At 58.6% G+C, this 20,538-nt stretch carries 24 protein-coding genes; 18 read left to right on the plus strand and 6 right to left on the minus strand.

Annotated elements, in window-relative coordinates:
* Both NUW23_02680 and NUW23_02685 read left to right on the plus strand, forming a co-directional pair.
* Window positions 1-1,701: aldehyde ferredoxin oxidoreductase family protein (locus tag NUW23_02680; GenBank protein ID MCR4425083.1), on the plus strand; the 1,701-nt coding region annotated here is incomplete at its 5' end.
* A complete protein-coding gene (locus NUW23_02685) occupies window positions 1,698-1,943 on the plus strand; it encodes a MoaD/ThiS family protein (GenBank protein MCR4425084.1) in 246 nt (81 codons plus the stop codon). The genes NUW23_02680 and NUW23_02685, both read left to right, overlap by 4 nt.
* A gap of 34 nt (window positions 1,944-1,977) precedes the next feature.
* Here NUW23_02685 and NUW23_02690 read toward each other — a convergent pair whose 3' ends face one another.
* Window positions 1,978-2,232, minus strand: coding sequence for a plasmid pRiA4b ORF-3 family protein (locus tag NUW23_02690; protein ID MCR4425085.1), 255 nt, complete (start codon window positions 2,230-2,232; stop codon window positions 1,978-1,980).
* A 208-nt stretch (window positions 2,233-2,440) separates the two neighbouring features.
* Between NUW23_02690 and NUW23_02695 the strand changes: the two genes are divergently transcribed.
* The 4 genes from NUW23_02695 to NUW23_02710 all read left to right on the plus strand — a co-directional run bounded on the left by NUW23_02695 (window position 2,441) and on the right by NUW23_02710 (window position 4,179).
* Window positions 2,441-3,097 carry a DUF234 domain-containing protein gene (locus tag NUW23_02695; protein ID MCR4425086.1) on the plus strand — a complete coding sequence of 219 codons (657 nt, stop codon included), beginning with the start codon at window positions 2,441-2,443 and terminating at the stop codon, window positions 3,095-3,097.
* A gap of 190 nt (window positions 3,098-3,287) precedes the next feature.
* Window positions 3,288-3,581: a hypothetical protein gene (locus NUW23_02700; GenBank protein ID MCR4425087.1), complete on the plus strand. Its 294-nt coding sequence runs from the start codon at window positions 3,288-3,290 to the stop codon at window positions 3,579-3,581.
* A complete protein-coding gene (locus NUW23_02705; protein MCR4425088.1) occupies window positions 3,539-3,814 on the plus strand; it encodes a nucleotidyl transferase AbiEii/AbiGii toxin family protein in 276 nt (91 codons plus the stop codon). The genes NUW23_02700 and NUW23_02705 overlap by 43 nt, the downstream gene beginning before the upstream one ends.
* 164 nt (window positions 3,815-3,978) lie before the next feature.
* Entirely contained in the window at window positions 3,979-4,179 is a 201-nt protein-coding gene (locus NUW23_02710; GenBank protein ID MCR4425089.1) for a hypothetical protein, read from the plus strand.
* A gap of 39 nt (window positions 4,180-4,218) precedes the next feature.
* On the opposite strand, the gene NUW23_02715 is transcribed toward NUW23_02710, so the two are convergent.
* From NUW23_02715 to NUW23_02725, 3 genes are all read right to left on the minus strand, one after another.
* Window positions 4,219-4,389 carry a hypothetical protein gene (locus NUW23_02715; GenBank protein MCR4425090.1) on the minus strand — a complete coding sequence of 57 codons (171 nt, stop codon included), beginning with the start codon at window positions 4,387-4,389 and terminating at the stop codon, window positions 4,219-4,221.
* Window positions 4,379-4,543 carry a hypothetical protein gene (locus tag NUW23_02720; GenBank protein MCR4425091.1) on the minus strand — a complete coding sequence of 55 codons (165 nt, stop codon included), beginning with the start codon at window positions 4,541-4,543 and terminating at the stop codon, window positions 4,379-4,381. Before NUW23_02720 ends, NUW23_02715 begins: the two co-directional genes overlap by 11 nt.
* Window positions 4,544-5,248: 705 nt before the next feature.
* Window positions 5,249-5,554, minus strand: a complete 306-nt coding sequence (locus tag NUW23_02725) for a nucleotidyltransferase domain-containing protein (protein ID MCR4425092.1) — start codon at window positions 5,552-5,554, stop codon at window positions 5,249-5,251.
* Window positions 5,555-5,870: 316 nt separating this feature from the next.
* Here NUW23_02725 and NUW23_02730 point away from each other — a divergent pair, with 316 nt between their 5' ends.
* From NUW23_02730 to NUW23_02755, 6 genes are all read left to right on the plus strand, one after another.
* Complete coding sequence (locus NUW23_02730) at window positions 5,871-8,072, plus strand: RNA-binding transcriptional accessory protein (protein MCR4425093.1); 2,202 nt, start codon at window positions 5,871-5,873, stop codon at window positions 8,070-8,072.
* A 109-nt stretch (window positions 8,073-8,181) separates the two neighbouring features.
* Window positions 8,182-8,790, plus strand: coding sequence for a glycerol-3-phosphate responsive antiterminator (locus NUW23_02735; GenBank protein ID MCR4425094.1), 609 nt, complete (start codon window positions 8,182-8,184; stop codon window positions 8,788-8,790).
* 385 nt (window positions 8,791-9,175) lie between these two features.
* On the plus strand, window positions 9,176-10,468 hold the full coding sequence (locus tag NUW23_02740) for an ABC transporter substrate-binding protein (GenBank protein ID MCR4425095.1): 1,293 nt from the start codon (window positions 9,176-9,178) through the stop codon (window positions 10,466-10,468).
* 95 nt (window positions 10,469-10,563) lie between these two features.
* Window positions 10,564-11,451: a sugar ABC transporter permease gene (locus NUW23_02745; protein ID MCR4425096.1), complete on the plus strand. Its 888-nt coding sequence runs from the start codon at window positions 10,564-10,566 to the stop codon at window positions 11,449-11,451.
* Window positions 11,441-12,310: a carbohydrate ABC transporter permease gene (locus tag NUW23_02750; GenBank protein ID MCR4425097.1), complete on the plus strand. Its 870-nt coding sequence runs from the start codon at window positions 11,441-11,443 to the stop codon at window positions 12,308-12,310. The genes NUW23_02745 and NUW23_02750 overlap by 11 nt, the downstream gene beginning before the upstream one ends.
* Before the next feature lie 35 nt (window positions 12,311-12,345).
* Window positions 12,346-13,131: an HAD-IIA family hydrolase gene (locus NUW23_02755; protein ID MCR4425098.1), complete on the plus strand. Its 786-nt coding sequence runs from the start codon at window positions 12,346-12,348 to the stop codon at window positions 13,129-13,131.
* Window positions 13,132-13,473: 342 nt separating this feature from the next.
* Here NUW23_02755 and NUW23_02760 read toward each other — a convergent pair whose 3' ends face one another.
* Window positions 13,474-13,905 carry a hypothetical protein gene (locus tag NUW23_02760; protein MCR4425099.1) on the minus strand — a complete coding sequence of 144 codons (432 nt, stop codon included), beginning with the start codon at window positions 13,903-13,905 and terminating at the stop codon, window positions 13,474-13,476.
* Between the two features lie 155 nt (window positions 13,906-14,060).
* Between NUW23_02760 and NUW23_02765 the strand changes: the two genes are divergently transcribed.
* From NUW23_02765 to NUW23_02780, 4 genes are all read left to right on the plus strand, one after another.
* The gene (locus tag NUW23_02765) at window positions 14,061-14,519 is read left to right on the plus strand and encodes a VanZ family protein (GenBank protein ID MCR4425100.1); all 459 of its coding nucleotides are present in this window, start codon (window positions 14,061-14,063) and stop codon (window positions 14,517-14,519) included.
* A 42-nt stretch (window positions 14,520-14,561) separates the two neighbouring features.
* Complete coding sequence (locus NUW23_02770) at window positions 14,562-15,332, plus strand: hypothetical protein (protein MCR4425101.1); 771 nt, start codon at window positions 14,562-14,564, stop codon at window positions 15,330-15,332.
* Between the two features lie 57 nt (window positions 15,333-15,389).
* A complete protein-coding gene (locus tag NUW23_02775) occupies window positions 15,390-16,628 on the plus strand; it encodes a hypothetical protein (protein ID MCR4425102.1) in 1,239 nt (412 codons plus the stop codon).
* A gap of 278 nt (window positions 16,629-16,906) precedes the next feature.
* Window positions 16,907-17,674, plus strand: a complete 768-nt coding sequence (locus tag NUW23_02780; GenBank protein MCR4425103.1) for an aldolase/citrate lyase family protein — start codon at window positions 16,907-16,909, stop codon at window positions 17,672-17,674.
* Between the two features lie 63 nt (window positions 17,675-17,737).
* Here the strand turns inward: NUW23_02780 and NUW23_02785 are convergent, their stop codons facing one another.
* Complete coding sequence (locus tag NUW23_02785; protein ID MCR4425104.1) at window positions 17,738-18,118, minus strand: RidA family protein; 381 nt, start codon at window positions 18,116-18,118, stop codon at window positions 17,738-17,740.
* Between the two features lie 165 nt (window positions 18,119-18,283).
* On the opposite strand from NUW23_02785, the gene NUW23_02790 reads away from it, so the two are divergent.
* Both NUW23_02790 and NUW23_02795 read left to right on the plus strand, forming a co-directional pair.
* Window positions 18,284-19,417 (plus strand): hypothetical protein, encoded by a 1,134-nt coding sequence (locus NUW23_02790; GenBank protein ID MCR4425105.1) that lies wholly within the window; start codon window positions 18,284-18,286, stop codon window positions 19,415-19,417.
* A 119-nt stretch (window positions 19,418-19,536) separates the two neighbouring features.
* The gene (locus tag NUW23_02795; GenBank protein MCR4425106.1) at window positions 19,537-20,514 is read left to right on the plus strand and encodes a DctP family TRAP transporter solute-binding subunit; all 978 of its coding nucleotides are present in this window, start codon (window positions 19,537-19,539) and stop codon (window positions 20,512-20,514) included.
* Window positions 20,515-20,538 lie beyond the last annotated feature (24 nt).

The raw sequence follows: 20,538 nt of genomic DNA on the forward strand, positions 1-20,538 counted from the left end.
GCTAAGTCCCCGCTTACGGGAGGCTTCGGCGAGGCTGAAGCGGGAGGGTTCTGGGGTCCGGAGCTGAAAGGTGCCGGGTTTGACGCAGTTATAGTGGAGGGAGTGGCAGATACACCCGTCTACTTGTACATCAACGACGGTTCGGTCGAGTTCAAGGACGCGAGCCATCTGTGGGGTAAGACAACACAAGAGGCCCAGTCAAGGATCAGAGAGGAATTGGGCGACCGGGCAGTCAGGGTGCTGCAGATCGGACCGGCTGGGGAGAATCTCGTCAAGTTTGCATGCATTGTTAACGAACTCAAGCACGCAAACGGAAGATGTGGCCTTGGAGCGGTCATGGGCTCCAAGAGACTTCGGGCCATCGCCGTCAGGGGCCACAAAAGACCTGAGATGGCCGATCCAGAGAGGATACGAGAGCTGCGGACCTGGTTCGCGAAACGCGCGAAGGAACATGCTGGCCTAGTCCTTCATTCCAGACTCGGGACAAGCAAGGGGGTGCTCCCACTCAACGCTTCTGGAATACTTCCCACCCGGAACTTCCAGGAAGGACAGTTCGAGGGTGCCGCCTCAATAAGCGGCGAGGAGATGGAGAAGAAGCTGCTCACCGGGACTGGTACCTGCTACGGATGTCCCGTTGCATGCAAGAGAGTGGTCAGCTCCACGGAGGGTTACCAGATCGACCCCGAGTACGGAGGGCCGGAATACGAGACCATCGGCACCTTAGGATCGGGGTGTGGTGTCAGGGACTTGGCCGCAGTGTGCAAGGCGAACGAACTGTGCAACGCCTATGGAATGGACACGATTTCCGCTGGCCTCACCGTGGCCTTTGCAATGGAGTGCTTCGAACGGGGGCTTTTGTCACGGAGCCAGACCGACGGGATAGACCTCAGGTTCGGAAACGGCGAGGCCGTCGTCACGTTGATAGAGAAGATGGCGTTCCGAGAGGGCATAGGGGACCTCTTGGCCAATGGCTCTCGGGAGGCGGGCCGGGAGATCGGTGGATCCGCCATGGACTATGCCAATCAGGTTAAAGGACAAGAGTTCCCGGCCCACGAGCCGAGGGCCAAGTGGGGGGTTGCACTGGGTTACGCGGTCTCACCCACAGGTGCAGACCACCTGCAGGCGGCTCACGATTTGTGGTTCGAGAAGGACCTCCCCGCCAACGCCGATTGGATCACGCTCCACGACCTCAAACCACTGGGCCTGCTGGAGCCAGTCCCCGCGCAGTCAATCGGCCCTGACAAAGTGAGGATGTTCACGTATCTCCAGGACATCTGGGGCCTCGTCAACGTCCTTGATCTGTGCATCTTCGTGGCGGCCCCGGAGTTTTCAGCCTACAGCCTGAACCAGATTGCCGACATGGTGGAGGCTGCTTCTGGATGGAACACAAGCCTTGCGGAACTGCAGAAGATGGGTGAGCGTGGCGTCAACATGGCGCGTTGCTTCAATATTCGGGAGGGGTTCGGATTCGCCGACGACAAGCTTCCCCCGCGACTCCACGAGCCTCTTCGTGGAGGGCCGTTCGAGGGGTATTCCATCCCCCGTGGAGACTTCGATGAGGCTGTCCGGTTATACTACCAGATGCGCAACTGGGAGCTGCCCAATGGGATCCCCACCAGAGGCAAACTTTTGGAGCTGGATGTCAAGTGGCTTGCTGAGATGATGGATGAGTGGCGAAAGGTCCGGGAGTCTGTGGAATGAAGGTGGCCATAGAGCTATTCGGGACCATCCGCCACGTTGACAGCCGGTACTCCCGGACGGGTGTTACCGCGGCAGACCTCTTGCCGGGCGCAAAGGTGGCGGATGCCCTGGCCACGCTCGGACTGGATACCGTTGCTGTTCAACTTGCGCTGGTCACAGTGAACGGGCAACGGGCGACCTTAGATACTCCGCTTCACGAGGGCGACGTCGTAAGGCTGATCTCATCGGTGTCGGGCGGGTGATGGCGGAGGGCATCCGTATGGCTGCCTCGGCGCGCTACCGGCGCTCCCGCACCCGGCCAAGTGCCGAGTTTGCCTCGTCGACATCGAACGCCTCCGGGTCGAAGCTGCCGCCCACCCATTGAAGGAGTTCATCATGACGCTCGAGACCTGGGTGCGACATGGCCTCCAGGAACTCCTCGTAGCCTCCAGGCCTGCCGACGTCCTCGGGAGGGCATGCCTGTGCTCGGCCGCAAGTGCCGAGAATTCTGCCGCCAATGTCTGGCGAGTCTCGATGTCGTAAGTGATCCACACACATCTCCTCGCTGGATCTGTGCTGAACTCCATCTACGCCGAGGATGGGTTCAAATTCGTCGCAGTCTATGGCAGACGTCGCGTGGGCAAGACTGCGTTGATCTCTGAGTTCTGCATCGGGACTCTGCCAAAGCTATTTCAACCCCACAGGGAGTCTGTTCGAGGAGCCTTCCAGCATACTCAAGCAGGAACTCCGCGAACCGGCCATGTACAACACCATTCTTGCCGCCATTGCGTCAGGCGCCAGCGGTTTGAACGAGATCGCAACGAAGACCGGAGAAGACACCAAGAAGTGCGCCAAGTACGTCAAGACCATGCTCGACCTGCGCATGCTGAGGAAGGAGGTTCCTCTCGGAGAGAAGGCCGAGCGCAATAGCTTGTACTCCTTGTCGGATAACATGTTCAGGTTCTGGTACAGGTTTGTGCCAGAGAACATGACCAACATCGAGGCGGGCATGGGTCCCATCGTCTTGGAGAGACGGGTGCTGCCTGCCATCCCCAACTACATGGGCAGGGTTTTCGAGGATGCATGCATCCAGTACATCGTGCGCCGAAACAAGAACCTCTCCCTTCCCATACTGTTCGACGAAATCGGCAGGTGGTGGGGCAACAACCCGATGCTGAGGCGTCAGGAGGGAATCGATTTCATCGCGAGGACGGGCGATGCTGCGGTTTTCGGGGAGTGCAAGTGGCGAAATGATCCGATGGGAAGGGACGCGCTGGATAGTCCAATCGCTGCATCGCGCGTGTTGGCGAAGTATCGTGAGAGACACTACATGCTGTTTGTTCTCCAAGTCGGGTTTCACCGAGGGGCTGAGGGAAGAAGCTCGGCGGCTCGGAAACGTGGAGCTCGTGGCGCTTGAGCAGCTATTTGAGGGGTGACACCGGATGATCCGCCGCATGGGGCCTCCGGGCGACAAGACTGCCCACAGGATTCAGTTGCCCTGCCCGCGACGGCATAGTACCATCATGGGCAGCATCGCGGTGCGATTTCCCATGTGGGATGATTGCCGCCGCGCGGAAACCGGCAACGACGGACTGGAGTGATGAAGCATGGAGACTCCTCCGCCCTCGGCGGCCAGGTTCTTTTGGGATACCGATCCTGCCAAGCTCAATGTGGACAAGGACTACTTCTTCATCATCGAGAGGCTGCTTGAAGAGGGTGACGACTCCGCCATCCGCTGGATGATGCGTCGTTACGGCGATGATCAGAGGATCGAGGTTGTCAGGAACAGCCGCCGGTTGTCGCGCAAGACGGCTCTCCTGTGGCAGAATCACTACGGGCTTCGAGTGGAGGAGGTGCGATGTTTGTCGACGTCATACCCCAGCACGGGTTGGAAGTTGTAGACCTTCTGTCGTCGAGCCATTTAGTCGACCAGTTCTATCTGGCCCACGGCACCGGACTGTCTCTGCAATTCGGCCACAGAGAGTCTCATGATCTCGATTTCTTCACTCGGAGTGAATTTAGCCCGTCAGCGGTCATCGATACCTTGGGCGATATGGGGCATTTCGAGCTGACCGGCGAGGCGCCGGGCTCGGTTCATGGGATGCTGAACAACGTCAGGCTGACCTTTCTGTAATACAAGTACGGGTTGCTCTTCCCCACCGCGCTGTTCAGTCGCATCGAGATCGCGGATCCTCGAGATATCGGCTTGATGAAGATCACTGCCATTTCTGGACGGGGAAGCAAAAGGACTTCATTGAACTGCGTTCCATCGCCTGCCGGGCACTTCCCCTTGAAGGCTTGTTCGAGCTGCTCGGCCAGAAGTACCAGGGGGTGAACTATGGCATGTACCATCTGATCCGGAACCTGCTGTACTCCGATGACGCCGATAGAGAGCCCGATCCCTTGATGAGAGTAGAGATGTCGTGGGATGAGATAAAGGAGTATTTCCGCAGGCTGCAGAGGATGCTGATGGAGAGGTATCTCCCAACAGGTCTCTGAATGCGCTTCTGCGCCAGGGTTCTCCGGGGGGAGCGTCGTCTAAGAAGCCTCGAAGCGTTTCAAATAGTCGTCGACTTGGGCCACGAAGCGAGCGAGGTCCGGTAGATTCTCCGACACTATGTTCAGGGGTTCGCGATCAGACACATCCATACGCGCGATGCTCGCGCTGATCAGATCGAGCCGTTCCATGACTCGCCTCTTACTCACCATCGCGGACCGCCCCCATTCCAAGCCTGGCCGCGCGTCCTCTGAACTCCTCGGCGGCGTCTTCAAGGTACATGTCAAGCACAGGACGGAAGTCCGCAGCCCTGCGCGCGATTTCCTCCTCATAATGGAACCGGTAGTCGTCGGTTGCAGCGTACACGCATCGACCGGCAATGCCTCCATTTGAAAGACTGAATGGTGCTCCTGCAGAAACACGAAGTCGACGGAGTATGGGGAGAACAGATCTTCAAGCGGCGCCAGCAGTCGGGCGTCGATTCGGTGAAGGCTGTTCGATTCTCGATATGAGTCGTATTCGGCGAGCGCGACTCCCACATCTATGTCGGTGAGTGGATCGCGGATGCTGACCGACGCAGCCGGGCTCATGTCGCAGGGCCGTGTACTAACGCAAAGATTCTGAGAAACGCATCTCTGGGACGGGGCTTGAAGTCCGGAGAATGCCCCATTCTACGACGACTTCGATGTCATGCGGCGCATCTAGGTTCACCTGCGGGCGGCGGTCTTCGTCTGAGTCTCGAGATCATCGACCGCTGGCGGAGAGGGGGAGTGGACCGCTTACGGGTCAGGAACGGGTGACGACTCGGCTCACCCACTGCATGACGGCTTCGGCATGCCTTAGGGCGCGCGCGTAATCGCCAGCATCGACTGGTTCCCAGTCGCCTGGGTATCGAGTCATCACGGCGCAGTCCGAGAGAAATGCTGCTTCTTCCACCTGACGCTGGATAGCGATGCCCCCATGATCGCGGACGAAGCTAAGAAGGTGGCCGATGGGACGTGTTCAGATGTTCTTCCGGACTTCGCCCGCGCTAAGTTGCTTCGCGCTCTTCGCATCCAAAGGTCATAGGCGTCAGTGCTCATACAGCACACGCCCCTTCAGCGCTTCTCCGTAGATGAACCCAGGCACGTCGCGGTACTGCCCAGCTCTCTCGGGTGATGCCACGACCACGTCCACTGGAGCTGGGATTCCCACAAGTTCACGATAGGTTTTGTGGGCAAGCTCTCGCCTGTGGTACTCTCCAGCCTTCAACACAAGAATATCATAGTCTCGGTCTGCAGCCTGCCCGCCCTGAGCTCTTGAGCCGAACAGAATGATCTTGTCTGGATTTGCGGCTCGCACGATTCTGTCCACGATACTCTGCAGCACATCCTCCATGTGGGTCTACCCCCCGACAGGATATTGCCGATACAGAGGCCAATTGCTTACGGTCTGCGGGCCGGACATGGTTCCTCTCTTCGCCGCATAAGGGCTGATTCCTCCGAGATCTGGTGAGAGGGCAGATCTACGCGACTGACTCAGTGTCTCAACTGCCCACCTTGCACCCCTGACCGTATTAGGTCATGATCATATTGGGTGTTGTGGCCCGGCTGCGCGTCGAACATGAGGCCGAGGTCGCGCGCAGCGAGTCTATCATAAATGGAGGGCCGTATAGCATATGGGCCAACCGTTTTCTGGTACAGATGAATACAGCATGTCCCCCGATCTCGCTGAGCAGAGCGCCGAGACCGACTACGGCTTCGTAGTAGCACAGATCGGCCGGGAGTTGGGAATTTCCCTTCAGCGCATAGAGACTGTGATCCGCCTGTTGGACGAGGAGAACACCATACCATTCCTCGCTCGGTACCGAAAGGAGCAAACGGGGGGCCTGGACGAAGAAGTCCTCAGGACCATCGCCTCTCGCGTCGAGTATCTGCGGAACCTGGTCATGCGCAAGTCCGAGGTGTTGCGGCTGCTGGGGGAGCAGGGGGTTCTGACGCCCGAGATTCAGCAGGCATTGGAGGCGGCTGAGACTCTTCAGCGCGTGGACGACATCTACCGTCCTTTCCGGCCCAAACGCAGGACGCGCGCAAGCATCGCCAAAGAACAGGGGCTGCAAGCGCTTGCTGAATGGCTCCTTGCCAGACCCACGGAAGGCGATCCGCTTCAACAGGCCTCAGGCTTCGTAGACGCGGAGAAGGGCATCGAAACCCCGGAGCAGGCGTTGGCGGGCGCCGGGGACATAATCGCCGAAATGCTGGCTGACGACCCTGAGGTGCGCGCATGGGTGCGCCAATGGACGGCGAGAAACGGTACCATAGCGAGCGAGGCCATTGATCCGGGTCTACGCAGTCCCTATGAGTTGTATTACGATTACCGTGAGCCCGTAAGCAGGATCCCGCCACATCGGGTCTTGGCAATCAATAGGGGTGAGCGGGAGAAGGCCGTGCGGGTGCAGATCGAGGCGCCGGAAGGGCCGGTTCTAGCTTACCTTGAGCGCTGGCTAACCCGTACGGGTCCTGAAGCCAGTCCGGCTGACCCGCAGCTTGCCGTTGCAGCCAAGGACGCCTACAATCGCCTGCTGGCGCCGGCAGTGGAGCGTGATGTCCGAAACCAGCTCACCGAAGCCGCCGAGGCGCAAGCAATTCGCGTGTTTGCGGCTAATCTGAAAGCGCTGCTTCTCACGCCCCCGATCCGGGGAAAGACGGTGATGGGCATCGATCCGGCATACCGGACCGGGTGCAAGATCGCAGTCGTGGACGCCACTGGCAGATTGCTGGAGGTCGCGGTGGTATACCCGACTCCCCCGCACAACCGGATTGAAGAGGCCGGGAGAACCCTGCTTCAGATGGTAGACCGCCATCGCGTGGACGTGATCGCCATCGGGAACGGTACGGCATCTCGGGAAACTGAAGCCTTTGTGGCGGGGCTGATCCCGAAGGCTGCGCGCGCTCTAACTTACGTGGTCGTAAACGAAGCAGGTGCATCGGTGTATTCCGCATCCCCGCTCGCCCGGGATGAGTTCCCGGACCTCGATGTGTCCGAGCGCAGCGCTGTCTCTATCGCGCGCCGACTGCAGGATCCCTTGGCTGAGCTGGTCAAGATCGATCCCAAGTCCATCGGGGTGGGACAGTATCAGCATGACGTCGCCGAAAAGGAGCTGGCCCGCGCCCTGGCTGCGGTTGTGGAGTCCGCCGTGAACAGCGTGGGCGTGGACCTCAATACCGCCTCGGTCTCCCTTTTGTCGTACGTATCGGGTCTTAGCGCCGCCGTGGCAGGGAACATCGTCAAGAAACGAGAGGCCGAGGGACCCTTCTCCAATCGCAAAGATCTTCTCTCCGTCCCTCGTCTGGGCCCCAAGACCTTCCAGCAGTGCGCTGGGTTCCTTCGGATCGCCGACGGGGACAATCCCCTAGATTACACGCCAATCCACCCGGAATCGTACTCCGCAGCCCAACGTCTGCTGGCCGAGCTCGGATTCTCGGTACATGATGTCGTCGGACCCAATCGGCCGCAAGTCTGCGACGCTCTTGCGGGTTTGGATGCCTCAGCCTGGGCCAAACGACTTGGTATCGGCGAACCCACTATGAAAGACATAATCGAGGCCCTGCAGCGACCGGGCAGGGATCCCCGTGACGAGCTTCCTCCGCCGATCCTGCGCACCAACGTGCTTACCCTGGATGACCTGCATCCAGGCATGACACTTGAAGGCACGGTTCGCAACGTAGTGGATTTTGGCGCCTTCGTGGACATCGGGGTGCACCAGGACGGGCTTGTGCACAGGTCCGAGCTGTCCGAACGGTTCATCAGCCACCCCTTGGAGGCTGTCAGTGTGGGCGACATCGTGAAGGTGCGGGTTCTAGCGGTGGATAAGGAAAGGAATCGGATATCGTTGTCTATGCGCAACGGCACTTAGCTCATGACGAGTAAGGATGGTTGCATACGATGCGTCGAAGGACTGGGGTGCGCGGTGACGAATACTGAGCAGTGCGACCCAGATACTGGCCAATTGGAGGTCAAGTCACATGGGCGGGTCCATCATCACATGTCAACCATGTCGCGATGTTCTGACCGATCACACGTCGAAAAACCCTGTGATCCCTGCCGTGAGGAGTCTGGGCGATCTCGAGTATGCTGCAGAGTGCGATGCCAAGCTGGTGTTTCTCGTAACCGGCTCAGTCCTGGACCTGACCGACATCGCAACCCGGTCCCTTGAGCTGGGCCAAAGCCTATTCTGCCATCTAGATCTGATACAAGGTATCGGGAAGGATCGGCCGGGGATCAAGTGGCTTGCCAGAGATTTCGGGATCGCTGGCATTCTGACGACACGGAGCTCCCTGGTGAAGTACGCCAAGGACGAAGGGCTAATGGCTATTCAGCGTCTGTTCCTGTTCGATTCCGGGTCGCTCAAGACTGGCCTTGCGGCGTGCTCGGAATGCAAGCCCGATGCTGTGGAGATCTTGCCGGGGATCGTGCTGCCTGCTGTAGTTCATAGGTTGCCCATCAGCCGAATCCCGCGGTTTATTGGAGGAGGGCTGATCGAGACCCCGTCAGAGGTTGATGCTCTGCTGGCAGCAGGCGCAATCGGGGTTTCCGCGAGCAAGAAGGCCATATGGAAATGCCGGCGCCGGTAGACGGACGGGAGCCGAAAGAAACTCTTACGTAGTAGAAGGAATTTCCGGGCATCTGGCGAACCAATAGCAGCAGGCACGTCGACGCGAAAGCGAACCAGGCTTACATTGTCCCCACGCGTGTGGGGGTGAACCGGGTCCTGGCTTGGAGAGTAGGAGAAGGCCAGACGGAGAGTGGCTACTTTTCGTTGTCTGGCCTTCTCGTTATTGTCTAGAGGCATGAATGATCCGCCGTGTTGAGCGTAGGTGACGATGCGTGCCACGAGTCGGCACACGAAGTGCGGAATCGGAAGGAGGTGGGCCCGGGAGAACCTGTGCGGTGTTGCCAGAGACCAGTGTAGATCAGATGGCGCACTGATACCGATCAAGACGAGGAGGGTGAAGAGAAATGTCGTCAAGACGAACGCTGTCCAGTATCCTGCTGGCCGCTGCCCTGCTCATGTTGGTCTGCCTCTCCGCCGGCGCGGCGCCAAAGCTCATTCGCCTGACCTTCTACTACCCGGTAGGGGTATCCGGCCCACTGGCCACTGTCATCAACAAGTACGTAGAAGAGTTCAACACAGCTAACCCAGACATCGAAGTGATTCCCGTATACACCGGCGACTACGACCCCACGATGCAGAAAGTCCAGACCGCAGTGATGGGGGGCAACCCTCCGGATGTGTTCATTGTAGAGATATCGGAGCTGCCCACCCTACTTGCGATGAACGCGTGCGAGCCCCTGGATAAGTGGGTTTCCAAGGAGTACCTCGCTGACTTCTTTCCCGCCTTTCTTCAGAACAGCTACTCGGAGGACGGACGTATATGGGGCATACCTTTCCAGCGGAGCACTCCCGTCTTCTACTGGAACAAGGCCGCGTTCAAGGAAGCTGGCCTAGATCCGAACGTTCCTCCTCGCAACTGGAGAGAGCTGGAGGACTACGCGAAGAAGCTGGTGAAAGCTGACGCGGCAACCGGGGAGGTAAAGCGGTGGGGTGTCACGATATCTGGCGGTTGGAACGACTGGCTATTTGAAGCCTTCGTCATACAGAACGGAAGCAGCCTTCTGGACTACATCAACCACAAGGTCACTCTAAACTCTCCCGAAGCAGTTGAAGCGCTGGAATTCTGGGTTCGTCTCACTCAGGAACTCAAGGTTGCGCCACCCCACAGCACTTGGGCATCCACCCCGACGGACTTCGTGTCGGGAAGAACTGCGATGCTGTACCATTCCACGGGGATTCTCACGTTCGTTCGGACTTCAGCCCCGTTCGAGTACGGAGTGGCTTTCATGCCGGCGAAGAAGAGTTATGGCGCGGCGGTCGGCGGCGGGAACCTCCACATAGCGCGTGGGATCCCGGACGAGAGGAAACAGGCAGCCTGGAAGTTCGTTCAGTTCCTTACGACTCCGGAGATGGCTGCCAGATGGAGCAGGGATTCAGGGTATGTCGCCACCAGGCAGTCCAGCTATGAGCTGACCGAAATGAAGCAACACCTGGCCAAGTACCCTGAGTATGCTGTGGCGCGCGAACAACTTGCTTATGCCCGCGGCAAGATGATGAGTCCGGTCTTCCAGAAGATCAGAGAGATAGTCAAGACTGCGTTGGATGAAGCCACTGGTGGGAAGATCACCCCGCAGAAGTCGCTTGAAAGAGCTCAGCAGCAGGCAGAGCGACTCCTGGGCAACTGGGTGGTCAAGTAGGCCATACGCGCCTGGCCGGGCGGCTTACAGCCCGTCCAGGCGCCCCTCCTGCGCTATAGCCGTGTGGGCGCGTCAGATATGGAGGTGCATGTGGATTGCACGATAGGTTCCACCGCGGCAGGCTGAGCCCGTATCTGTACCTGTTCCCCAGTCTTCTGCTCCTGGGTGTGTTTACGTACTACCCCATTCTCTACTCGCTATGGGTCAGTTTCATGAGATGGGACATATTCAGTCCCAAGCCGGTGTTCTGCGGCATCGAGAACTATGCGGCCTTGTTCAGAGACCCTGTGTTCTGGCTGGTTATGAAGAACACTCTCGTGTACACGGTCGGCACGATTCCGATAACGATGGCGCTTGCGTTGATAATGGCGATCTTGCTCAACGAACGCATTGGATGGATGCGCGGAGTGTATCGGGCGGCCTGTTTCTACCCAACAATGGTCCCCGCGGCCGCTGCCGGGATGCTGTGGGTGTGGCTTCTGAATCCTGGGATAGGGCTGGTCAACTACTACCTGAGGAAACTCGGGGTGCCGACGGTGGAATGGCTGTACGATATGAAGTGGGCCCTTCCCGCTCTTATGTTGGTCTCTATCTGGAAGAACTTCGGTTACTACATGCTCATCTACCTTGCCGGACTTCAGGCAATACCCGGAGAGCTCTACGAGTCGGCAGATATCGAAGGCGCTTCGTTTTGGGCAAGAATACGCTACATAACTGTCCCGCTTCTGGGGCCCACGACCGTGTTCGTCGTGATAGTGAGCGTGATCAACTCGTTCCAGGTCTTCGACCTCTCTCACGTAATGACCCAGGGAGGGCCGGCCGATCGAACTAATGTGTTAGTGTACTACATATACCAGAACGCGTTCAGGTTCTGGAACATGGGGCAGGCCTCTGCGTTGACCGTGATTTTCGTGGCTCTACTTCTCATCATAATCATGACTACAATGCGGTCACTGGAGAAGAGGGTTCACTATGAAGTCTAGTCGAGGGCTGATTTCTGGGTTCGAGAAGGCGTTTCGTCTCATAGGCATCAACAACTTGCATCTACACCTGATGCTGTTGTTCGTCTCGTGCATCACTATGGCGCCATATCTCTGGGCACTTTCCACGTCCCTCAAACGGAGGATAGATGTGTTCACCCCCGTCCCCATGTGGATCCCGCGGCCAGTTTTCTTCGGCAACTACCCTCAGGTGTTTTCGATGGCGCCATTTGCCATCTACCTCGTAAACACGATCATAGTCGTGGCAGCTATTCTCCTGGCACAGGTTCTTACCACCACTCTCGCCGCGTACGTCTTCAGCCGGATGAAGTTCCGAGGAAGCCACATCCTATTTGCTCTGTTCCTCATTCAGATGTTGTTGCCGGTCCACGCCATCATCGTGCCGAACTACCTGACCATGCGCAGCCTCAAGCTTCTAGACACTCGGTTGGCTGTGATGCTCCCATTTTGGGCGAGCGGCTACGGGACGTTCCTCCTGCGACAGGCGTTCAGGCAGGTTCCCCGAGATTTCGAGGATGCCGCACTCATTGACGGCTGCAGCGCCTTGCGATTTCTGTTCAGCGTGCTTGTGCCGCTCGCAAAGCCTACTCTCATTGCCTTTGGCCTGATCAGTGTGGTTACTCACTGGAACGACTTCTTCTGGCCGCTTGTGGTGACCGACAGTCCCAGAATCAGGACTCTCACCATCGGCTTGGCCATGTTTGTACAGCAAGAAAGCGGGGCCGATTGGACGCTGCTCATGGCCGCAACGGTGTTCGTCACCGCTCCGTTGATGCTGCTGTTTCTTGTCTTTCAGCGCAGATTCGTTGAGAGCTTCATGTCTGCTGGGATTAAGGGCTGATAGGTGTGCCTGGGCAAAGGGGGACGTGCTCATTGTTGACGACCTTTCGCGGGTACATCCTGGACCTGGACGGTACGGTGTACCGCGGCGATAAGCTGATACCCGGAGCCGACAAAGTGGTGGCGACACTCCGGAAGATGGGCAAGAAAGTGGTCTTCCTTTCCAACAAGCCGACGGAGACGCGCGCGGACTACGCCACCAAGCTCATGCAACTTGGCGTCCCAGCGGACGAGGATGACGTGGTGAACTCGTCATTTGCCATGGCCCAGTACCTGGCTGCCCGTTCTCCGGGGTGCAGGGCTTATGTTATTGGGGAACCTCCGCTAGTTGATGAACTCCGAAGGGCTGGTGTGACCGTAGTTGACAACCCAACGGGGCCCGAAGCGCCGGTTGACTACGTCATAATTGCGTTCGACAGGACCTTCGACTACGCGAAACTCAACAACGCCCTCCAGGCTGTGAGGCTTGGGGCGAGGCTCCTGGCCACCAATGCCGACCGCACCTGCCCGGTCGAAGGAGGAGAGATTCCCGATGCCGCGGCCATGATTGGGGCGGTCGAAGGCGCTACTGGGGCCAAGGTGGAGCTGGTAATCGGCAAGCCCAATCCGATAATGCTCGAGTTGGCGTGCAAGCGGATGGGGGTGTGTCCCCATGAGTGTCTTATTGTAGGGGACAGACTGGAGACAGACATGCTTATGGGCAAGAGAGCAGGCATGATGACCGCTCTTGTATTGACCGGAGTGACAAGTGGAGATCAGGTGGAGGCACTGTCTTTCCGACCAGACTACGTACTGGACTCCATCGGCGACCTGCTCCGTTAGAGACGGAGTTCAAGACCTAAGGGCTATCTCTGCACGGCTTCGCCCACGTACGCCAGGAATCGGCCTTCGTCCCGGCGAATACTGGAGCTTGGCTGATTCTCTTTCGTTCGGAGGCGTAGATTCGTGCACATCACAAAACCTACCTTGGGCATGCACGACGCGCGCCATCGCAGGTGTGGAACCGGTTCATCCTCAAGGGTGAGGTGAACCTGGCCGTGCGCTCGAACTATGATCACGTCGAAGGCTCGACTTGGATCGGATGGGATGTCGGGGTCGGGCTGGTCATCACGCTCTGAGGGCAGTGATCTCCCCTGACCCTCATGCTCTGCGTGCGGTGATTCCTCAGAATCTCCACCTGACCCTGGACCTCGCGTGCCCAAAGGTATCCGGCGCCATAACCCACTGGAACTCGGCAAAGAGCCAGCGGAACTCACCTCCCGCCATCAGGTGGGGGTAGACTCTCTCATCCTTGAAGACGTATGTCCCGCCTGCTCCAGCATACGCCCGGGACAATATGAAGAAATCCCCCGGCAGCACGTAGAGCAGTGACGCGCTGGCATCTGCGCCTTCCGTGGGGTTGTCGATGTTGAAGGCCAGTGCAAAACGGTCTGAGATCGTAAGCCCCACGCCGAAGCTGACAGTCTGGGCAATCACGTAGCTCGCCTGAATCCATTGGGGGCGGGCGAAGTCCGATCTCTCCTCCGCCTGTGTGACGCCGCAGGCAGACATCAGCAGAGCGGACAACACGGCTATGGCTACGACAGGACTCTTCACACAACGGCCTCCCTTGAGCATACTGGTAGCAGAAACCATGGCCCGGCGAAATCCTCGCCCTGAAGCGGGGACAACACGGATTCCTCAGTTGGCCAACTGTGAGTGGAACTCTTGCCGGGGTCGGAAGGTCTCAAGGAAGGATCGGAGGTTGCATCTTGGAGCCGAAAGGAAACAGCAGTGGCCGGGGCGTCCGGGCACTCCTCTGGTGGGTTCTTGCAGTGGCTTACCTCGCTGTCATATTCATTGCCGCATGGCGACCGGAGTTTGGGGCTGAGGCCGCCAGGCAGATTGTCTCACGTCTGTTTCCGACGCTTGGGCCTGCAACCATTCATGGTATCGTGGTCGGGGTGCGTAAATCCCTGCATTTCCTCGGGTATGCCGCTTTCGCGATCATCCTGGCCAACGCCTTCCTCGGGACGATCCCGAAGCCGCGCTCTGCGAGGCCTGTCGTCACGGCATGTGTTATCGCGGGGCTCGCGGCAGTCTCCCTGGCAGTCTTCGATGAGGCACTTCAGGCAAGATTCCCTCATCGGTCCGGGAACCCCAGGGACATCGGCATCGATATCCTCGGGATCGCTGTGGGTGTTGCGCTGAGATTGCGGTCTGCCCTGTAGTGTTCATTCTGTCAGTACACCTGAGATCTAGGAGGTGCCTTCATGACGTTTCCCAGACACTGTGCCCGCCTCGCTGCAGTAGCCCTTGTTGTCGCCCTTGTGGCGATCCTCACTTCCGGTTGCTTCCCATTTGGCACTGAGGTGACACTCTTCTACGAGACGTTCACTAACCCGGACCCATCCTGGGATGATGGCTGGGATGGCACCGCGAGCTGGGGGGTTGTCGATGGTATATGGGACCCGTACTATCAAATGTCGGTGAGCAATGACCACCGCTCGGTTGTAGCGCCGATACCTGTGGGTCCACTCGACAGCTACACCGTGAGCGCAGATGTAGCGAGAATCGCGGGGTCAAATATTGCCTATGGGATCGCCTTCGCGATACAGGGCGAAACGTCTGCGTGGCAGAGCGCGCAGTTCTATCTCTTCGTCGTGAACCCGGGGAACCAGACGTGGGAGCTTCGCGAGTGGGACGAGGGCTGGACCCATCTGAAGAACGGGGGTTCGATCTACATAAACCCCGGCGGCGCCTCCAACAATCTCAAAGTGAGCCGGTCGCTTGCAGGGGGAATCAAGATCTATGCAAACGGCAAACAGCTTACGTCGATCACGGATTTCTCCTTCACGGGCAACCGGTATCTCGCCCTCTACATCGAGACTGTGAGCACCACTTCAGCCACTGTGAAGTTCGACAATGTGCTGGTGACCGGCACGAATCTCAAGGTGGCTAAGTTCTCTGCGGGCGCGCTGCCGCCTGCAGGGGCCGGGCCGGCGCCTGTGCCAGAGTCCAAGCTGGAGATCCTGCCTGAATAGGACGGCGTATCCGGATCGGGGTCAGAGGACTAGCCAACGAACAGGGGGCAGTGCTGCGTGCCAGGAGCCAATGTAGTGTTCTTTGTGTCTTCACTTCGTGATCAGTCCCGCATGGACGAACGAGCTTCCCAATACCTGGCGGGTTTCGGAGCCGTCCCCGGGTATGAGTTCGCCGTCATCGATCCTGAGAGCGATATCCACCCCGGTGACGTCACCGTTCTCGTGGTTCTGAGTGGAGGCACAGAGTCTTCCGCGCTCAAGTTCATAGCGCGGACTGAAGGACCGGTCTTGATGCTCGCGCACCCGGCCGACAACGCGCTTGCGGCGGCTCTCGAGATCCTAGCCTTCATAAGGGCTCAGGGCAGGTCCGGGCGAGTAGTCCAGGCGTCGCCCGGATGGCAGGATGAACTCTATACCCTTCTTCGCCTCGCCTCAGCGCACGCAACGATGCGCCGTGCCGCCATCGGCGTGATTGGGGCGAGGGATGTGGAGGTCATGTCTCCCAGGCGCCTTGCCTCGGAGGTCCGGCGGGTGTGGGGGCCGCGGCTCGAGTTCATGGATGTGGAAGACTTGGTGGATGCGGTGGATTCCGCTGATCCGGCGCGGGTTGAGGAGGCTGCTCGCGAGCTTTCCGTCGGGGCGTCAGCTGTTGTGGAGCCGACCCCCGACGTCATGCTTGGAGCGGCCCGGGTTTACGTGGGTTTACGGGACATAGTGGACGCACGCGGCCTCGCGGCTGTCGCGGTGAAGTGTTTCGACCTCCTGTCTCTCATCGAGAACACCGGGTGTTACGCACTTGCCCGACTGAATGAGGAGGGGGTCCCTGCAGCGTGCGAGGCGGATATCCTATCCGCTGTGGGGATGCTTCTTCTTCATGCCATCACGGGGCAGCCGAGTTTCATGGCGAATCCGTCGTCAATCGACCCGCGGACGGGGAAAGCCGTATTCGCCCATTGCACTATTGCCCGGACAATGACCGGATCTTACGTTATCCGGTCGCATTACGAATCGGGCATCGGCGTCGGCATCGAGGGGCGAGTCGCCCCGGGCGACTTGACCATCGCGCGAATCGGAGGCCGGGCGCTCGACGAGGTCATGGCGGCGCGGGCCCGGCTTGTGGAATGCGGATCTCGCGCGGACCTCTGCCGTACCCAGCTTACGTTGGAGTTCAACGACCCAGCCGATGCCGAGGGACTCCTTTTTGCCCCGCTTGGTAACCACCACCTGGTTGTCGCGGGGGATTGGGTGGAGATGATCGAGACATACGTGTCGCTCTATGCAAGACGACATAGGTAGAAGTTCAGCGGCATGAGGCACAAGGCGGCCGCTCCTGGCTCCCGACTATGGGCGCTGGAAGCGGCCGTTACTCTTGGGCGGATTCTCTCTCCGTTTCAGTCTCCTGCCTTCTCGCATCCCCTGGTTGGCCCCCCACGGCTATTCAAGTGTGACACTTTTTCCTGTGGGTGCAGGAATAACACCAGTCGCGCCGAATATGTGTAATTGCGCGGTTGAAGAACAAATGCACACTCTTGCTCGGCCGCTCAATTGAGGCTTTCAAGGGGAGCGATAGGAACATGAATATACTGGAGCTCAAGAAGACCCTGGCAAGCGGGGGAGTTGTTCTGGGAAGCGAAGTCCACGAGCTCGCGATGCCCGCGATTGCAGAGCTCTACGCGGCTGCGGGTTTCGACTTCATAATGGTCGACTGCGAGCACACTTCGATAGATCTCTCAGCGGCTGTGGAGATCTTCAGGGTTGCCCGAGGCAACCAGATTGCCCCGTTCATACGGGTGGCTGAAGTCGATTATGCACTCATCTGTCGTGCTCTGGACCAGGGAGCAAACGGCATCATAGTCCCCAGGGTAACCTGTAGGGAACAAGTGGCCGAAGCGGCCAGCATGGTCAGGTACCCGCCGACGGGGCGGAGGGGGATATACGCAGGAGGCTCACCGGCGAGCTACAGAGATATGGACCCCAACGAATATGTGCGGTGGGCTAACGATGCGATCATGCTCGCCATTATGCTTGAGAGTAAGGAAGCCATAGACGGCATCGACAACATCATTTCTGTCCCAGGTGTCGACCTGGTCCTGGTAGGCCCAGCAGACCTCTCCTTGAGCATCGGGCATCCGTTCGAATTCGAACATCCGCTTGAGGTCTCCCTGATGAGAAAGGTCGTCCAGAAGTGCAGGGATCGGAACATCCCATGTGGCTGCGCCTACTGGGACGTGGATCTTGCGAAATTCTGGGTGAACGAAGGCATGCAGTTTGTGTGGATCGGCAACGAAGTGAATATGATTGCCAGCTGCTCGAAAGACATCATCGCAAGATTCCGTGGGTGACGCCCGGACAGGCGTGCCGGCCCGGGCACTGCAAAGCTTGGATTATGTGCTTGGGGGCCTTAGTTACCTCTGCGGCACGCAGGCAACTGCCTCGATTTCGACAAGGACGTCTGCGCAGAAGTCCACTACCACGGTAGTTCGCGCAGGAGGGGCAGTCTTGAAGTAGCGAGCGTAGACAGAGTTGAACGTCGCAAAGTCCGTCCGGTTCTTGAGGAAGGCGTTGACCTTCACTACGTCGTCCAGGCTGCCGCCGCACTGCCGCAGCATGTCGGAGATGCGTTCGAGCACCAGTTCTACCTGGGCAGATAGCCCTTGCACCTCTACCCGGCCGGTGTCTCCGTCATAGGCAGTTTGTCCGGACACGAACAAGAGATCGCCTGCTCTGACGACCTGAGAGAAAGGTAACGCTCTGTAGCCTTCGATGCAGATTCCTTTGGATTTCACAGTCCCGTACCTCCTTCGCGCCCTGGCGATCGCTCTTATCGGCCTGATGGATAGGCGCGGCCATGCCGCCCTAGATTCCTCATGATCGGGATGGAATCCTCCTGCTCGGGCCCAGTGGCCCCGAAGATAGACTGCTCCGAGGCAACGGGAGGCGAGACACCTGAATTGACACACCGAGATAGAGTCATGTTGGCCCTTTCTCACGAGGATCCAGACCGGATTCCCGTGGACCTGGGCGCCACGCCTGTGACCGGCATTCATGAGCAGGCATATAGGGTGCTCCGAGAGTATATTGGGCTGCCGGCCATCGATCCAGTGATCGTCAACAGGATGCAACAGACAGTCCTTCCGGACGAGGACGTTCTCCAATTCCTGGGTGTGGACGTTCGGGGCATTTTCATGGGTCCTATCCGCGCCTCAATGTGTGAAGAGTACCCCGACGGATCCTATAGGGACATGTGGGGGGTGGTCCGGGCGAAGCCCCCTGGCAGCTACTACTTCGACATGGTCGGAAGTCCGCTCGACCGAGAGGACCTTACAGTCCGTGAGGTGGAGAAGTTCCCGTGGCCGGACTACCGGGACCCAGCTATCTATGAGACGATCGAGGAGAGGTGCCGGACCCTGGAAGGAATAGACTCCGCCAGAGTCTTCAACCTTGGTGCTGCGGTGGTACAGATAAGCCAGTTCATGCGCGGATATGTCCGGTGGTACGAGGACTTGATCCTCAGGCCCGAGCTGATCCAGTCCATAATGGACCACATAACTGAGTTCCACCTGGGCGTTGCCGGGGAGGTACTCAAGCGGATCGGGGACCAGATAGATGTGGTCTTCTTCGGGGACGACCTGGGGACACAGCATAGCCTGCAATTTAGCCCCGAGGCCTATAGATCCGTGGTCAAGCCTTTTCACCGTAAGCTATTCCGGTTCGTCAAGGAGCGAAGCCGAGCCCGAGTGCTGCTCCACTCGTGCGGTGCGATCTTCCCCATCGTGGGGGACCTAGTCGACGCGGGGGTGGACATCCTCAACCCGGTTCAGGTCAGCGCAGAGGGTATGGAAATAGAGGCACTTAAGAGGCAATTCGGCAAGGAACTCTGTTTTTGGGGGGCCATAGACAATCAGCGCGTGCTGCCCACCGGGACCCCGTCCGATGTAATGAAGGCTGTGGCCAGGACCGTAGATGTCCTGGGTCGGGGCGGAGGGTACGTTCTGTGTGCGTCTCACAACCTTCAACCGGGAACCCCACCCGAGAACATCCTGTCCATGTACGAGACAGCGCGGGGGCGGGTTGAACCGTCATGACGGCGTCGGTGTTCAGAAACGCTGGACTTCGTGGAGGTGGTGGCAGGGACTCTTGCACAGGCTAACGCGTCAACGAACCTACACTAGACAATCCAACTGAACCAGAAGGAGAGATCGAAATGAGAAGACTAGGGCAGATCATGTTAGCTCTGATTCTCGTGGCCCTGCTCGGTTGCACCGCAATGGCCAGTACCAAAGCAGTTGTTTTGAAAGCGGCTTACGATTTCCCTACAACGTCACCTGTTCACGCCGGTATGGTGGCCGCTGCCGACTACCTGAGCAAGGCCACCGGCGGGCAGGTCACGTTGCAGCTCTTCCCCAACACCTGGGGGACACAGCAAGACTCGACAATGGCTCTCCTCCAGGGGACTCTCGACATTTACCACGCTGGGGCCACCTGGATGGCTGAGTACTACCCGCCTATCGGGGCCATCGAAGCACCGTTCCTCTACAGAGACATTGACCATGTGAACAAGTTCCGTGAGAGCGACATAGCCAAGGAGCTCATGGACGGCTTTGCCTCCAAGACCAATCTAAGGATCCTCAGCATCTGGTACCTGGGTCTGAGGCAAACCCTGCTGGCCAATAAGCCTGCACGGACTCCTGAAGACTTCAAAGGCATCAAACTGCGAGTCCCGCAGGCTGCCATGTATCTGGAGACCGCGAACGTTCTGGGCACCACCGGGACCCCAATCCCTATCAACGACGTCTACATGGCCCTCAAGACCGGGATCGTGGATGGAACTGAGAACCCGCTTGTGCAGATCGACAACATGAAGTTCTACGAGGTCGCCAAGTACCTCGTTCTCACCGGGCACATGGTCAGCTATACAATGCCGATCATCAACGCTGCAAGCCTGAACAAGGTACCAAAGGAGTTCCAGCCTGCTCTCTTTGAGGCATTTGCTCAGGGGATGAAGGTCAACGACACCATCAACCTTGAAGGCGAGGCCTCCATCCTCAAGCAGTTCCAGGACCGCGGCATCGTCGTGATCCAGCCGGATCAGGCCGCCTTCCGCGAGAGGGCTAAGTATCTCTCGACGAAGTACGCCAAGCAGTGGGGAGACATCTACGACAGGATATCAGCGATCAAGTAGGACCAGGACGACACGGGGGAGCGG

Source organism: Bacillota bacterium (assembly GCA_024655925.1).
GTDB lineage: Bacteria > Bacillota > DTU025 > DTU025 > JANLFS01 > JANLFS01.

Coding starts and splice junctions, on each gene's coding strand:
- NUW23_02685 (MCR4425084.1), top strand. CDS start 1,698: ATGAAGGTGGCCATAGAGCTATTCGGGACCATCCGCCACGTTGACAGC.
- NUW23_02695 (MCR4425086.1), top strand. CDS start 2,441: ATGTACAACACCATTCTTGCCGCCATTGCGTCAGGCGCCAGCGGTTTG.
- NUW23_02700 (MCR4425087.1), top strand. CDS start 3,288: ATGGAGACTCCTCCGCCCTCGGCGGCCAGGTTCTTTTGGGATACCGAT.
- NUW23_02705 (MCR4425088.1), top strand. CDS start 3,539: ATGTTTGTCGACGTCATACCCCAGCACGGGTTGGAAGTTGTAGACCTT.
- NUW23_02715 (MCR4425090.1), bottom strand. CDS start 4,389: ATGGTGAGTAAGAGGCGAGTCATGGAACGGCTCGATCTGATCAGCGCG.
- NUW23_02725 (MCR4425092.1), bottom strand. CDS start 5,554: ATGGAGGATGTGCTGCAGAGTATCGTGGACAGAATCGTGCGAGCCGCA.
- NUW23_02730 (MCR4425093.1), top strand. CDS start 5,871: ATGTCCCCCGATCTCGCTGAGCAGAGCGCCGAGACCGACTACGGCTTC.
- NUW23_02735 (MCR4425094.1), top strand. CDS start 8,182: ATGGGCGGGTCCATCATCACATGTCAACCATGTCGCGATGTTCTGACC.
- NUW23_02740 (MCR4425095.1), top strand. CDS start 9,176: ATGTCGTCAAGACGAACGCTGTCCAGTATCCTGCTGGCCGCTGCCCTG.
- NUW23_02750 (MCR4425097.1), top strand. CDS start 11,441: ATGAAGTCTAGTCGAGGGCTGATTTCTGGGTTCGAGAAGGCGTTTCGT.
- NUW23_02770 (MCR4425101.1), top strand. CDS start 14,562: ATGACGTTTCCCAGACACTGTGCCCGCCTCGCTGCAGTAGCCCTTGTT.
- NUW23_02780 (MCR4425103.1), top strand. CDS start 16,907: ATGAATATACTGGAGCTCAAGAAGACCCTGGCAAGCGGGGGAGTTGTT.
- NUW23_02795 (MCR4425106.1), top strand. CDS start 19,537: ATGAGAAGACTAGGGCAGATCATGTTAGCTCTGATTCTCGTGGCCCTG.